The following is a 14,325-nucleotide window of genomic DNA, read 5'->3' as shown; positions in this document are numbered from 1 at the left end:
CCTGCGCCTGAAACCTTCCCCGCGGGGAAGGTTTCATGACCGGCCCGACCGTCCTGACCGTCATCCTGAACTGGCGCACGCCCGAGATGACCCTGCGCTCTGCCGAGGCCGCGCTGCGGGCGATGGAGGGGATCGCGGGTGCCGTCACCATCGTGGACAACGCCTCCGGCGACGGCTCGTTCGAGGTGATGGCTGCCGAGGTCGCACGTCGGGGCTGGGACAGGGTGCAAGTGCTGCAAGCGGGGCGGAACGGCGGCTTCGGCGCCGGCAACAATTTCGGCATCCGCGCGGGCCTGCCGGGGGGCGGACGGCCGAATTTTGTCTATGTCCTGAACTCCGACGCCTTCCCCGCGCCCGATGCGCTGCAACGCCTGATGGATCACCTGGCGGCCCAGCCAGAGGCGGGCTTTGCCGGCAGTTACATCCACGGGCCGGATGGCCAACCGCACGAAACCGCCTTCCGCTTCCCCTCGATCACCAGCGAGTTTGAGGGCGCCATCCGCCTGGGGCTTGTCAGCCGCTGGCTGCACGCCTCCATCGTCCCCCTGCCCGTTCCCGACCGCACGACGCGGGTGGACTGGCTGGCCGGCGCCTCGGTCTTGATGCGCATGGACATGCTGGACCGGATCGGCCTCTTCGACGAGGTCTTTTTCCTCTACTACGAAGAAACCGAACTGATGCACCGTGCCGTCGCGGCGGGCTTTGCCACCGATTACGTCCGTGCCAGCAAGGTGGAACACATCGGCTCGGCCTCGACCGGCATGAAGACCTGGGCGCGTATCCCCCGGTTCTGGCTCGACTCGCGGCTTTACTACTTCACCAAGGTCCACGGCGCGCCCTATGCGGCGCTGGCCACGCTGGCCCGGCTGACCGGCGGTGCGCTTTGGCGGCTGCGCTGCCTGATCCAGCGCCGCGATCCGGTTGATCCACCTCATTTCCTCGCCGACATGGCGCTGCATTATGCGACCCATGCCGCCACGGCGCGGCGCGAACAGCCGCGTGGCACCACCCCGCCGGCCCTTGCCCGGTCGGGACACAGGAGCATGACATGAGCCTTTCCGCGATCCTCATCGGCAACGAAAGCCTGACGCGCCAGTGCGGCGAGATGTGGCAGGCGCGTGGCCACAGGCTGACCTGCGTCATCACGCGCCATGCGGGCACCGCGCAGTGGGCCAAGGGCGCAGGGATCCCCGTTCTGCCGCCGGGGTCGGTGCCAGAGGAAAGCGCCGACTGGATCCTCTCCATCGCCAACCTGTCGGTCATCGGGCCGGCCCTTCTGGCCAAGGCGACGAAGGGCGCTGTCAACTTCCACGACGGTCCGCTGCCCGCCCATGCCGGGCTGAATGCGCCGGTCTGGGCAATCCTCGCGGGCGACGCGCGGCACGGCATCACCTGGCACCTGATCGAAGGCGGCGTGGACGAAGGCGACATTCTGGCCGAACGGTCCTTCGACATCGCCCCAACCGATACGGCGCTGACGCTGAACACGCGCTGTTTCGAGGCGGCGCTGGACAGCTTCCCCGAGGTGATGGCCGAAATCGAGGCCGGCATCCCCTATCGCCGCAAACAGGTGCTGCCGCACCTGAACCATCATCGCCGGGCCGACCGACCGGCGGCGCAGGGCCTTCTGGACTTCACCCAGCCGACTGCCGCGCTGCTGCGCCTGATCCGGGCGCTGGACCATGGGAGCTATGCCAACCCGGTGACCCTGCCGAAGATTCTGGACGGCGAGCGCGTGCTGGTCGTCGGCCCGGCTGAACCGGCCCAAGGCCACGGAACTCCGGGGCAGGTGCTGGAGGCCACGCCCGCCGGGCTGGTCGTCGCCAGCGCCGACGGCGCGATCCGCCTCACAGGCCTGCGCGACATGGCAGGCGCCGCCGTCTGCCCCACCACCGTTACCGCGCTGCGGGCGCCTTCTTCGGACGAGGCGGCGCGCTGGACCGAAGCACTGGCCCGCACGGCCCCGCAAGAAGCTGCCGTTGCCCGTGCCCTGGCCAGCCTGGCCCCGGCAAGCCTGCCCGTCACCGAAACCGGCATCCCCGGCATCCGCCACATCGCGCTGGACCTGCCCGCCGATGCGCTGACCTTGCCCCGCCTGGCCGCTGCCGCCGTGCGGCTGACCGGGCAGGCGCAGGCCGACCTTGCCCGCAGGGCAGGGCAGGCGCCGGGCATGTCCGGCTGGCTGCCCCTGCGCGTGGATTTGGGCCAGCCACTCTCGGCCATTGCCGATGCGTTGGCTCGCCCCGCGCCGCAAGGCGGCTTTGCCGCCGACCTGATCCTGCGCGACCCAAGGTTGAAGGGCCTGCGCCCGCCCATGATCGCCCTTGGCGAGGACGACGCGCCCCTCCCCGGCGCGGCGCTGACGCTGACGCCGCGCGCGATCCACTACGACGCCGCGCGCGTGCTTTATGCCGAGGCGCAGGCCATCGCCGCGCGGCTGACCTGCTTCGTGCAGGCCGCTGCCGCGACCCCCGGCGCCGCTCTGGCCGACCTGCCGATCCTGCCCGAGTCCGAACGGCAAGACCTGATCCACCGCTGGAACGCTACCGACCACGCCTTTCCGGCGGATCTGACGCTGCACGCCGCCATCGAGGCGCAGGCGGCCCGCACCCCTGATGCCCCCGCCGTCGCCTTCGAGGGGATCACGCTGACCTATGCGCAGCTGAACGCCCGCGCCAACCGCGCGGCGCATGTGCTGATGCAGATGGGCGTCACCCCCGGCACGCTGGTCGGCCTTGCCACCCGCCGCAGCCCCGACCTGATCATCGGCGCGCTGGCGATCCTGAAGGCCGGCGGCGCCTATGTGCCGATGGACCCGGCCTATCCCGCCGACCGCATCGCGCTTTACATCGAGGATTCGGGTTGCCCGGTGATCGTGACGCAGGCCGCGGTCGAAGACAGCCTGCCAAGGGGGCCAGAGCTTCTGGCGCTGGACCATGACGGACGGCTGGCGCTGGCGCCCGACGCCAACCCCGGCGTCGCGATAGGCGGCGAGGACCTGGCCTACATGATCTACACCTCGGGTTCGACCGGCAGGCCCAAGGGGGTGATGGTCGAACACCGCAACGTGTCGAACTTCTTCACCGGCATGGACGACCGCATCGGCACCGATCCCGGCACCTGGCTGGCGGTGACCTCGCTGTCCTTCGACATCTCGGTGCTGGAGCTGTTCTGGACGCTGGCGCGCGGGTTCAAGGTGGTGATCTCGTCCGACGAGGACCGCGCCACGGTGTCGTCGGGCCGCATCGGATCGGCGCAGAAGATGGACTTCTCGCTGTATTACTGGGGCAATGACGACGGCGCGGGGCCTAAGAAGTACGAACTTCTGCTCGAGGGCGCAAAATTCGCCGACAGCCACGGCTTCGTTGCCGTCTGGACGCCCGAGCGGCACTTCCACGCCTTCGGCGGCCCCTATCCCAACCCCTCGGTGACCGGCGCGGCGGTGGCGGCGGTCACGCGGAACATCGGCGTGCGCGCGGGGTCCTGCGTTGCCCCCCTGCACCACCCGGCCCGCATCGCCGAGGAATGGGCGGTGATCGACAACCTGACGAACGGCCGTGCCGGCATGGCCATCGCAAGCGGCTGGCACCCTGACGATTTCGTGCTGCGCCCCGAAAACACCCCGCCCGACAACCGCGCCGCCATGTTCACCGCCATCGACCAGGTGCGACGTCTGTGGCGCGGCGAGGCAGTGGAGTTTCCGACCAGGACCGGAACCTTCGCGGTGAAGACGCAGCCGCGCCCGGTGTCTAAGGAATTGCCCGTCTGGGTGACGACGGCGGGCAACCCCGAAACCTGGCGCGAGGCCGGGCAGATCGGCGCCAACGTGCTGACCCATCTGCTGGGACAGACCATCGAGGAGGTGGCGGAGAAGATCGGCATCTACCACGCCGCCCTTCGGGCGGCGGGGCATGATCCGGCAAACCACACCATCACGCTGATGCTGCACACCTACCTGGCCCGCGACCGCGACCGTGCACGCGAGGTGGCGCGGGGGCCGATGAAGGATTACCTCCGTTCGGCCGCGGGGCTCATCAAGCAATATGCCTGGGCCTTCCCGGCCTTCAAGAAACCGCAAGGTGTCACGAACCCGGCGGACATCGACATCCGCTCGCTCGCGCCCGAAGAGATGGAAGGCATCCTCGACTTCGCCTTCCAGCGCTATTTCGAGGAATCGGGCCTGTTCGGCACGGTCGAGGATGCGCTGGCGCGTGTGGAAGGGCTGAAGCGCATCGGCGTGACCGAGGTGGCCTGCCTCATCGACTATGGCATCGCGCCCGAAGTGGTGATGGAGGGGCTGTATCCCCTGGCCGAAGTGGTGCGCCGCGCCAATTCGGGCGGCGGGGTCGAGGCCGACGATTTCTCCATCGCCGCGCAACTGATCCGCCACCGCGTGACGCACCTGCAATGCACCCCGTCCATGGCCCGCATGATCGCCATGAACGACGAGGCCCGCGCTGCCCTTGCCGGGGTGAAGACGCTCATGGTCGGCGGCGAGGCGCTGCCCGGCGCCCTGGTGGCCGAACTGAAGAAGGCCACGCCCGCGCGGCTTCTGAACATGTATGGCCCGACCGAAACCACCATCTGGTCCTCGGTCGAAGAGGTGCTGGCGGTCGAGCCGGTGACGAACATCGGCACGCCCATCGCCAACACAAGGCTTTATGTGCTGGACGAGGCCGGCGCTCCGGTGCCGGTGGGCACGCCTGGGGAACTGTGGATCGGCGGCGCCGGCGTGGCGCGCGGCTACTGGCAGCGGCCCGACCTGACGGAAGACCGCTTCAAGTCCGACCCGTTCCTGGGCGGCCGCATGTACCGCACCGGCGACCTGGTGCGCAGGCGCGCGGATGGCAAGCTGGATTTCCTGGGCCGTGCCGACCACCAGGTCAAGCTGCGCGGCTACCGCATCGAACTGGGCGAAATCGAGGCCGCGCTGGAAGAGCAGCCGGGCGTGACCCAGGCCGTGGTTCTGGCGCGCGAGGACAGCCCCGGCGATACGCGGCTGGTGGCCTATGTCACCGGCCCGGCAGAGGAGGTCGCGCTGAAGGCCGCACTGGCCGATCATCTGCCGGCTCATATGGTGCCTGCCCATGTGGTGCGGCTGGACAGCTTCCCCCTGACCCCCAACCGCAAGGTGGACCGCAAGGCCCTGCCCGCGCCGCAGGCGCAACGCGCCCCCGAGTCCTTCGAGGCGCCTGAGGAAGGACTGGCCGAACAGATCGCCGCCATCTGGGCGCGCGTCCTGGGCGTGCCCAAGGTCGGTGCGCGCGACAACTTCTTCGCGCTTGGCGGCCATTCGCTGCTGGCGGTGCAGGCTCACCGGGAGTTGCGGGATGGGCTGGGGCTGACCAAGCTGACCATCACCGACATCTTCCGCTTCCCGGTCCTGTCGCAACTGGCGGCGCATCTGGAAGGGCCGAAGGCGCCGCCCGCCCCGGCGGAAGACCGCGCGGGCGCACGGCTCGACGCCATGGCCCGGCGCCGGGCGATGCGCGCGGGCCGCGTGGGCGAGGATGCCTGAGCTAGGCGGGGGCGTTGCCCCCGCACCCCCGGCGTATCTGGGCAAAGAGGAGGCCCTGTCGCTGGTTGCCCGCTGGCTGGCACCGGGCTTTGCCCTTGCCGCGGCCGACCCCCGCGCCGAAGCCCCGCACGACCCAGACACACCGCCCGGCGTCATCCCGCGCCGCGCCCGAGAGTTCGCCGCCGGGCGGCGCGCCGCGCGCGCGGCAGCGCGACAGGCAGGGCTGGTGCTGGACAGGCTGCCGATGGGCGAAGACCGCGCGCCGCTCTGGCCCGAAGGAGTGACAGGCACGATCAGCCATTCAGACCGGCTTTGCCTCGCCATCGTCGGGCCCGCCAGTGCAGGCGCAATCGGACTGGACCTCGAACCCGAGACCCCCCTCGACCCCCTCCTGTGGGACACGATCCTGAACCCTTCGGAACGCGCCGCCCTGCCGCGGGACGAGCCGGGCCGCGCCGCGATGGTGGTCTTTGCCGCGAAGGAAGCCGCCTACAAGGCGCAGTATCCCCTGACCCGGCGGCTGTTCGGATTTCACGACCTTGAGGTCACGCTGGTGCCCGGCGCCTTCCGTGCCACCTTCACCGCCGCCCATCCGCCCTTCGTCCCCGGCGATGTCATCGCCGGTCACTGGGGCCGCGCCGGCGGCCATGTCATCGCGTTCGCGGCGGTCCCGCTTTAGGCTCCTACCACCAGCCCAGATGCGCCCGTGTCGCGCGCTCGGCATCGTAGGCCGCGCCGTCGATGTCGCCGCGCGTCGCCTCTTCCAGCATCTGCCCCACGCTCGGCAGGCCCTCGGAGCAATCGCCCGAAGTCCACAGCGCCGACCGCTGCAAGGCCCGCGCGCATTGCGAATAGACCTCGGCCACGCGGATCACGATCACCGTGCGGGGATGCCGGCCGTCGCGCTCGAACCGGGCGCATAGCGCGGCATCGGCGGTCAGCCGCGCGGTGCCGTTCACCCGGACCGATATGGTCGATCCCGGCACCATGAAATACAGGCTCACCCGCCCGTCGCGCAGGATGTTGCGCAGCGAGTCGATCCGTTCGTTGCCCTTCCAGTCGGGCAGAAGCAGGGTCTGCCGGTCCGCCACTGTCACCACCGGCCCCTGATCGCCGCGCGGGCTGCCATCGGTGCCCTCGGGGCCGACGGTGGACAGCACGCAGAAGCGCGACCGTTCGATGAAGGCGCGGTAGGACGGTGTCAGGCTGTCCGTTACCTTGCGCATCGCCGGGGCGGCGGGCGTGCCGTAATGGCTGTGCAGTGCGTCAAGATCGGTGATCCAGTCCATATCAGGCGGCCCCTTTCGGCTTGCGGGTCTTCGGGCTTTTCGGCTTGGGCGGCGGCAGGGCCTCCGCGACGGCGCGCAGGGCTTCGGTCAGAACCTCGGGCTCGTCCAGCCAGGCATCGGCCGCCAGGTAGGGCTTGGCGCCGGGAAACGGCGGCTCTTCCTCGGCGCCGGGCAGCAGGGCGCGGGCCTCATCCATCGCCTTGACCCACAGCCGGTCGTCGCAGACCAGCGCCACCACCCGGCCGCTCAGGTAGATCGCGTATTCACCGAACATCCGGCGTGCGGTCGTGCCCGGCACGGCATCCAGGATTGGCGGAATGGTCTCGGCCCGCGTTGCCATCTCAAGCCGGCAGGCGGAACCCGGCCTCGGCCATCAGCCGGTCGGACGCGGGTTCGATCATCGCTTCCAGTTGGCGCATGAAGGTCGGCACGGGCTGTCCCGGCGGGATTTCGGGCATGAACTCCACCACTGCCGTTCCTGGGGTCCGCAGCAGGCTGCGCTTGGGCCACAGCACGCCCACATTGGTTGCCACCGGCACGCAGGGCTGGCCAAGCTGTTCATAGATCAGGCCGGTGCCGATCTTGTAGGGCAGCTTCGCGCCGGGCGCGACGCGGGTGCCCTGGGGATAGATGATCAGCTGGCCCGGAAACCCCGCCCCCTTGGCGACGTCGGCCTTCATCTTGATGATGGCCGCGCCGCGCTTGCCCCTGTCCACCGGGATGCAGCCGATGCGCAGGGCATATTGGCCCAGGAAGGGCACATACATCAGCTCGCGCTTCATGATGAACCGGGCGCGGGGCACGGCGTGGAAGATCAGGATGATGTCGAAGAAGCTCTGGTGCTTGGCGGCAATAACCGCCTCGCCGGTGGGTGGCGTGCCCCGCACGTCGGACCGGATGCCGCACAGGAGCCGCGCGGTGAAGATCACCCAGGCGCAATAGGTGTGGCAGGCGCGCAGCGCCGCCTGGCGCGAGAACAGCGCGAAAGGCGCAAAGACCACGGCCAGCACCGCCATGGCCAGATACATCTGGACGATGAAGATCAGCGAAAGAACCCAGCGGATCACGATCATCAGGTCAATTCCCGAAGCTTGCGCAGAGCCGCCGTGCGGGTTGCGACAAAGGCCACCAGCCCGGCCAGCGGCGGCAGGGCCAGAGGAATGGCCCAGGCCCAGCCCTGAAAGCCAAGGCCGGTCAGGAAGCCGCCCGCCTCGTCCACCGCCGGCAGGAAGGCCACGCCGATCATTGCGGCGGCGGTGCCCACAGCCGCACCGCCAAGCGCGCGCAGGGTGAAGCGGCGCACGAAGGCGCGGGCGATATAGCTGTCGCGCGCGCCGACCAGCCGCAGCACGCGGATCACCTGCGCATTGGCCGCCAGCGCGGCCGTGGCGGCCAGCGTCACCATCGCCGCCAGCGCCGCGCCGATCAGCGCGATGGAGAGCACCCCCAAGAGGCGCAGCCGGCTGGCGGCTTCGGCCATCGGGCGACGCCAGCGGGTATGGTCGTCCAGGATCGCCCCGGGCGCCTCGGCCGAAAGCCGCAGGCGCAGGCCCTCGCCGTCATAGCCGGGATCGCCCTCGGTCAGCTCGATCAGCCGGGGCAGCGGCAGGGCGTCCACCGGCAGGTCGGGTCCGAACCAGGGCTCCAGCAGCGCCTTCTGCTCCTCGTCGGTCAGCGCGCGCGCGGCAGCGACGCCCGGCGTCTGCGCCAGGATGTCCAGCACGATCTGGGTCTGCGCCGCCAACTGGTCCGTCGGGGCCGAGATGCGGATGGTCGCCGTGCGCGCCAAGGCCCCCGCCCACCGGTCGGCCAGCCGGCCCGAGGCCAGCGAGAGCGCCAGCGCAAACACCGCCAGGAATGCCATCGCCCCGGCCGTGAAGCTCGTCAGCCGCGCCGCCGGACCAGAGGGTGGCACCACCCGGTCGGCCTGGCGGTCGCCGCGCAGAAGACTGCCCGCATCGCGCACCGTCTCGCTCACAGGTCGGCCCCCGCAAGCTGGACGCGACGGTTGCGGATGCGCAGCACGCGGGCCGCCACCTGGCTTTTCGCGTTGCGGATCAGGTTCAGGTCATGCGTGGCGATCAGGATGGTCTTGCCCATCCGGTTCAGCTCGACCAGCAGCGTCAGCAGGCGCAGCGACATCTCCCAGTCCAGGTTGCCCGTGGGTTCGTCGGCCAGAATGACATCCGGCCCCATGATCACCGCGCGCGCCACCGCCGCCCGCTGCCGCTCGCCCCCCGAAAGCGAAGGCGGCAGGGCATCGGCGTGGTTCTGCAGGCCCACCCAGGTCAGCAGGTCCGACACGTCCTGCGGGTTGGGCGCGCGGTCCGACACGGCCAGCGGAAGCGTCACGTTGGTGATCAGCGGCAGGTGGTCCAGGAACTCGACATTCTGGTGCACCACCCCGATGCGCCGCCGCGCCCGGGCGATGTCGTCGCGCGACAGGCCCCGCACCTCGCGGTCGAAGATCGTCACCCGTCCGGCGGTCGGCATCAGTTCGGCATAGGCCAGCTTGATCAGCGTCGATTTCCCCGCACCGGACGGCCCGGTCAGGAAATGGAACGACCCAGGCGCAAGCCGAAGCGAGACCTCCGACAGAAGCTCTCCCCCGCCATAGCTGTAGGCGACATTGTCGAAGGCGATCACGTCCTGCCCCGTTCGGATATGCGCGGCAGAATTGCCCAAGGCGCGCACAACTTCAATGCGGCTGCTTCGGGAATGGCCACAAAGACTTGGAGACACGCGGCATCGTTGCTACAAGATAGGGCAAAACGGAAACAGGCCGGAACATCCATGCGGCTGATCTGCCCCAATTGCAGCGCGGAATACGAGGTTGACGACGCCGCCATCCCGGACACCGGTCGGGATGTGCAGTGTTCCAACTGTGGCCATGGCTGGTTCCAGCTTCCCCCTCATGTCGAGGCCGAGGCGGAGGCGGAGGCCGAGGTCTTCGACGAACCGGAACCCGTCGCGGTCCCGGCCATCGCGTCACCGCTTCCGGGCGAGGACGACGATGACGAACCGGAGCCGCCGCCCCCCGATCAGTCGGCCAGCCCCCGCCAGCCCCGCACGCTGGACGATTCCGTGCTCGCCGTCCTGAAGGAAGAGGCCGAGCGCGAGGCCAATGCCCGCCGCGCCGAGGCGATGCGCACCATCGAAACCCAGCCCGACCTCGGGCTGGACAGCGCCGTCGCCGGTGCCGTTGCCGCCAGCGCCGCCGCCGAGCGCGAGGCCCGCGCCCGCGCAAAGCCCGTCGAGGTGATCCCCTCTGCCGAAGATATCGCGCGCGAAGCCGCGGCCGAGGCCGGGGTTGCCCCCTCGCGCGCGTCGCGCCGCGGCCAGCTGCCGGACATCGAGGAAATCAACTCCACCCTGCGCGCCACGGACGACCGGGCCGGCCTTGCCAGCGGCCTGGCGCCCGACGACATGTCGCCCCGCCGCGGCGGCTTTGGCCGGGGCTTCATGCTGATGATCCTGCTCGCGCTGATCCTCGCTGTGACCTACCTGATGGCGCCGCGCTTCGCGGCCCAGGTTCCCGCGCTGAAACCCGCCCTGGATGGCTATGTCGGCGCGGTGGATTCCGCCCGGCTGTACCTTGATGGCTTGCTGAAATCGGCCACCGGCGCGGTTGAAAGCGTCTCTCCCGCGCCCGGCGGCTGACGGGTCGCAAGCCAGCGTCCCGTCGCCTCGCGGCACTCAGGCCAGCGCCCCTCAGAACAGATCCAGGAGCCGCTTCAGATAGTCGCGCTCGTCATCCGGGCGCGACATCTCGCCAGACCGGCGGCGGATTTCGTCCAGCAGATCCTGCGCGCGGCGATAGACATCGGGCCCCTGCAACATGTTGCGGTCCGACCCGATGCGTGCCGAATCGCCCGGCTCGCGCCCCAGCGGATCGCGCTGGCTGTTCGGGTCCAGGCTGCCCATGCGGTCGCCCTCGGTGCCGCTGCCATCCTGGCGCTGCGCCTCTGCCATGGCCTCGCCGAAGTCGCGCATCCCTTCGCGCAGGGCCTCCATCGCCTCGGCCTGGCGATCCAATGCCCCTGCCAGATCGCCCTCGCGCAACGCGCGCTCGGCTTCCTCCATGGCGCGACCCGCGCGGTCCAGCTCGCGGCGGCCCTCTTCACCCTTTTCGGTGCCATCGCCCGGAAGCTGGCCCTGGCCCAGCTCGCCCAGCCGGTCGGACAGTTCGCGCTGGCGCTCGGACAGCGTGCCCTCGCCCGGTTGCTGTCCCTCTTGCTGGCCGTCCTGCTGCCCCTCCTGTTGGCCCTCCTGCCCATCCTGCAGGTCGCGGAAGGTATCGTCCGCCAGCCCCTGCTGGTCGCGCAGCGCATCCTGCATGTCGCGCATCGCCTGGCCGCCGGGGCCACCCTGGCCCTGACCCTGGCCCTGCGTGACCTGCATGTTCTGCATCAGCTGCTGCAGCATCTCCATCAGCTCTTGCGCCTCGGCGGTCTTGCCTTCCTCCATCAGCTTCTGCAGCTGGTCCAGCATCTCCTGCAGCTGGTTGCCGGTCATCTGCATCCCCTGCATGTCCTGGGACTGCTGACTGTCGGGGTTGTTCTCGGCCTGCTGCGCCAGCTGGCGCATGTAATCGTTGAGCGCCTCGCGCATTTCCTGCATCAGGCGGTCGATCTCTTCCTTCGACGCGCCGTTGCGGATCGCCTCGTTCAACTGATCCTGCGCGCGTTCCAGACGCGCGCGCGCGGAATCCAGGCTGCCTTCCTCGATCAGAAGCGCCAGGTCCCACAGTTGCTGCACGAACTCGTCGCGCTGCTCGGGTGTCAGGCTGACCTGTTGCGCCTCCATCTCGCGCGTCAGCACGCGCAGCTTCAGATAGGCGCGCTGGCTGCGGATCAGATCCTGCGGCTCGTTCTGGATCGCCTTCAGGATCTCGACCGCGCGCGGCGCATTGCTGCGGTTCCACATCAGGTCGCGCCGCATCTCGATCAGCGCCGCCGCCAGCGGGTCGAAGAACCGCTTGCCCGGCATGACCACCTGGATCGGCGCCGCCTCGCCCCGGCGGCCCGACGCATCCGAAACCTCGAAGGTCATCGTCACCGGCATGTTCGCCAGGATGCTTTGCGACAAGTCGTCCACCAGCGTCTCGGTGAAATCGGCGCGGTTGCCTGTCACAGGCAAGGGCAGATCCAGAACCACGGGCTCGATGGGCTCTGGCTCGGTGGCCAGACCATAGCGGCGGTCCAGGGCGGCCATGTCCAGCGCAACGGTCACACTGCCGCCGGTGATGCCGTAATCGTCCTGCGCCTTGTAGCCCTGCTTGAACCGACCGTCGCCCTCGCGGCCAATCTCACCCTCTGGCGCAACCGTGGGCGCCATGTCGGGCTGCGCCACGATCTGGAACACCCGCCCGCCGGGGCCGGAAATCTCCACCCGGCCGGACTGGTTCACCTCGAAATCCTGCGCCGGGTCAGAAGCGGCCGGAACATCCGTGCGCGCCGAAACGGTCTCGGACAGCGTCAGGTCGCCGACTTCGCCATAAAGCCGGACAGAAATCTTCGTGCCCGCCGGCAGGGTCAGGCGGTCGCCCTTCTGGTCGGGCAGATACAACGCGGGCTTGCCGGTATAGGCGGGCGGCTGTGCCCATCCTTCCCAGGTCGGTCCCGCCGCCACATTGCCGCGCGCACCGGGCGCCAGCGCGGCCACTTCCGCCACCCGCAGCACCGACCCGAAGGCCAGCGCGATGACAAAGGCGGTCAGCGCGACATAGCGCAGCGCGAAGGGGTCGCGCTCGGCCAGCCGCAGGTTGGGCGCCACGGGCTTTGCCTGACGCGCCCGTTCGGCCATGCGCGCCAGATGCGCGGCCCAGACGGCACGAGACGCGGGATCGTCGCCCCCCACTGCCTGCGCATCGGTCAGCGCGGCCAGAGGCCGGCCCGGCAGGGCCGAGTCGAGCCGCGCCATGGCCTCGGCCAGTTTCGGCCGGCGAAAAGCCCGCAAGCCGTTGACCGCCGTCCAAAGCAGGCCAATCCCGGCCAGCACCACGACGATCCAGATCGCCTCGATGGGGGCGGAATCCTGGAAACGGAAGGAAAAGGCCGCCAGAATCGCCAGAAGGATCGTCCAGAACGGCCAGAACGCGCGCGACAGACGCTCGGCCCAAAGCCCGACAAGGGTCAGGCGCAGGGGCCAGCGCAGCTGCCGCATCAGATGATCGGGCGTTGGGTCTGCCATTCGTCCTTTCGGGTCGTGCCCGCCCGGCGCGGGCACGGCCTTACAACCACGATGGAATGGTATCGCGGTTCAAGATTTCGTCAAAGCTCGGTCGTGCCCGGATGACGGCGAAGTGATCCCCCTTCACCAGCACTTCGGGGATCAGCGGGCGCGAATTGTATTCGCTGGCCATCACCGCGCCATAGGCCCCGGCCGACCGGAAGGCCACAAGGTCGCCCTCGGCCAAGAGCGGCATCTCACGCCCCCGCGCAAAGGTGTCGCCCGTTTCGCAGACCGGGCCCACCACATCGAACGGTTGCGTCGGGCTGGCGGGCGGCGGCTCGGTCACCGGGATGATGTCGTGATGCGCCTCGTACATGGCCGGGCGCACCAGATCGTTCATCGCCGCGTCAAGGATCAGGAAATCCCGCCCCTCGCCCTGCTTCACATAAATGACCGAGGCAACCAGCAGCCCCGAATTGCCCGAGATCAGCCGCCCCGGCTCGATCTCGATTTCGCAGCCGAGACCCCCCAGCACCCGCTTGACCATCGCGCCATAATCCGACGGCAGGGGCGGCGCCTCGTTCGACCGGGTGTAGGGGATGCCCAGCCCCCCGCCCAGATCCAGCCGCTCGATCACATGCCCCTCGCCGCGCAGGCGCTGCGTCAGCTCGGCCACCTTGGTGTAGGCCGCTTCGAAAGGCGCAAGCTCGGTCAGCTGACTGCCGATATGCACGTCGATACCCACGACCCTGAGGCCCGGCAGCCGCGCCGCCTCGGCATAGACCTCGGACGCCCGCGCGATCGGGATGCCGAACTTGTTCTCCGACTTGCCGGTGGCGATCTTGGCATGGGTCCTGGCATCCACGTCCGGGTTCACCCGCACCGCAATCGGCGCCACCACGCCAAGCGCGGTCGCCACCTCGGACAGCGCCCGCATCTCAGGCTCGGATTCCACGTTGAACTGCCGGATGCCGCCTTCCAGCGCCAGCCGCATCTCCTCGCGCGTCTTGCCCACGCCCGAAAACACGATCCGGCTGCCCGGCACGCCCGCCGCCTTCGCGCGCCGGTACTCGCCGCCCGACACCACGTCCATGCCCGCGCCCAGGTCGCCCAGAAGCTTCAGCACCGCCACGTTCGACAGCGACTTGATCGCAAAGCACACCAGATGCGGCAAGGGCGTCAGCGCCTCGGTGAACAGCCGGTAATGACGGGTCAGCGTGGCGGCGGAATAGACATAGAACGGCGTGCCCACCGCCGCCGCGATCTCGGGGATCGCCACGTCCTCGGCATGAAGCGCGCCGTCACGATACAGGAAATGGTCCATCTCGGGCTCCCGCCGGGCAT

The 14,325-nt window shown here is 69.5% G+C and carries 11 protein-coding genes; 4 read left to right on the top strand and 7 right to left on the bottom strand.

What is annotated here, in order from left to right; translation table 11 throughout:
• Nucleotides 1–35 precede the first annotated feature (35 nt).
• The 3 genes from JO391_RS14875 to JO391_RS14865 are packed head-to-tail and all read left to right on the top strand — an operon-like array spanning nt 36 to nt 6,197.
• The gene (locus JO391_RS14875; RefSeq protein WP_220661232.1) at nt 36–1,052 is read left to right on the top strand and encodes a glycosyltransferase family 2 protein; all 1,017 of its coding nucleotides are present in this window, start codon (nt 36–38) and stop codon (nt 1,050–1,052) included.
• Nucleotides 1,049–5,518, top strand: a complete 4,470-nt coding sequence (locus JO391_RS14870) for a MupA/Atu3671 family FMN-dependent luciferase-like monooxygenase (RefSeq protein ID WP_220661231.1) — start codon at nt 1,049–1,051, stop codon at nt 5,516–5,518. The genes JO391_RS14875 and JO391_RS14870 overlap by 4 nt, the downstream gene beginning before the upstream one ends.
• Entirely contained in the window at nt 5,511–6,197 is a 687-nt protein-coding gene (locus tag JO391_RS14865; RefSeq protein WP_220661230.1) for a 4'-phosphopantetheinyl transferase family protein, read from the top strand. The genes JO391_RS14870 and JO391_RS14865 overlap by 8 nt, the downstream gene beginning before the upstream one ends.
• 4 nt (nt 6,198–6,201) lie before the next feature.
• Here the strand turns inward: JO391_RS14865 and JO391_RS14860 are convergent, their stop codons facing one another.
• The 5 genes from JO391_RS14860 to JO391_RS14840 are packed head-to-tail and all read right to left on the bottom strand — an operon-like array spanning nt 6,202 to nt 9,453.
• The gene (locus JO391_RS14860; protein ID WP_220661229.1) at nt 6,202–6,807 is read right to left on the bottom strand and encodes an MSMEG_1061 family FMN-dependent PPOX-type flavoprotein; all 606 of its coding nucleotides are present in this window, start codon (nt 6,805–6,807) and stop codon (nt 6,202–6,204) included.
• A gap of 1 nt (nt 6,808) precedes the next feature.
• Nucleotides 6,809–7,147 carry a TfoX/Sxy family protein gene (locus JO391_RS14855; protein ID WP_220661228.1) on the bottom strand — a complete coding sequence of 113 codons (339 nt, stop codon included), beginning with the start codon at nt 7,145–7,147 and terminating at the stop codon, nt 6,809–6,811.
• A 1-nt stretch (nt 7,148) separates the two neighbouring features.
• A complete protein-coding gene (locus JO391_RS14850; RefSeq protein ID WP_220661227.1) occupies nt 7,149–7,880 on the bottom strand; it encodes a lysophospholipid acyltransferase family protein in 732 nt (243 codons plus the stop codon).
• Nucleotides 7,880–8,785, bottom strand: coding sequence for a cell division protein FtsX (locus tag JO391_RS14845; protein ID WP_259444714.1), 906 nt, complete (start codon nt 8,783–8,785; stop codon nt 7,880–7,882). Before JO391_RS14845 ends, JO391_RS14850 begins: the two co-directional genes overlap by 1 nt.
• Complete coding sequence (locus tag JO391_RS14840) at nt 8,782–9,453, bottom strand: cell division ATP-binding protein FtsE (RefSeq protein WP_220661226.1); 672 nt, start codon at nt 9,451–9,453, stop codon at nt 8,782–8,784. Before JO391_RS14840 ends, JO391_RS14845 begins: the two co-directional genes overlap by 4 nt.
• Nucleotides 9,454–9,600: 147 nt before the next feature.
• On the opposite strand from JO391_RS14840, the gene JO391_RS21745 reads away from it, so the two are divergent.
• Nucleotides 9,601–10,467, top strand: a complete 867-nt coding sequence (locus tag JO391_RS21745) for a zinc-ribbon domain-containing protein (RefSeq protein ID WP_220661225.1) — start codon at nt 9,601–9,603, stop codon at nt 10,465–10,467.
• 51 nt (nt 10,468–10,518) lie between these two features.
• Here the strand turns inward: JO391_RS21745 and JO391_RS14830 are convergent, their stop codons facing one another.
• Nucleotides 10,519–12,999, bottom strand: a complete 2,481-nt coding sequence (locus JO391_RS14830) for a DUF4175 domain-containing protein (RefSeq protein WP_220661224.1) — start codon at nt 12,997–12,999, stop codon at nt 10,519–10,521.
• A 40-nt stretch (nt 13,000–13,039) separates the two neighbouring features.
• Nucleotides 13,040–14,305 carry a diaminopimelate decarboxylase gene (lysA, locus tag JO391_RS14825; protein WP_220661223.1) on the bottom strand — a complete coding sequence of 422 codons (1,266 nt, stop codon included), beginning with the start codon at nt 14,303–14,305 and terminating at the stop codon, nt 13,040–13,042.
• Nucleotides 14,306–14,325 lie beyond the last annotated feature (20 nt).

It is taken from the genome of Neotabrizicola shimadae (assembly GCF_019623905.1).
In the GTDB taxonomy this organism is placed as follows: Bacteria; Pseudomonadota; Alphaproteobacteria; order Rhodobacterales; family Rhodobacteraceae; genus Neotabrizicola; species Neotabrizicola shimadae.
This window is presented reverse-complemented; position numbering and strand designations above follow the sequence as displayed.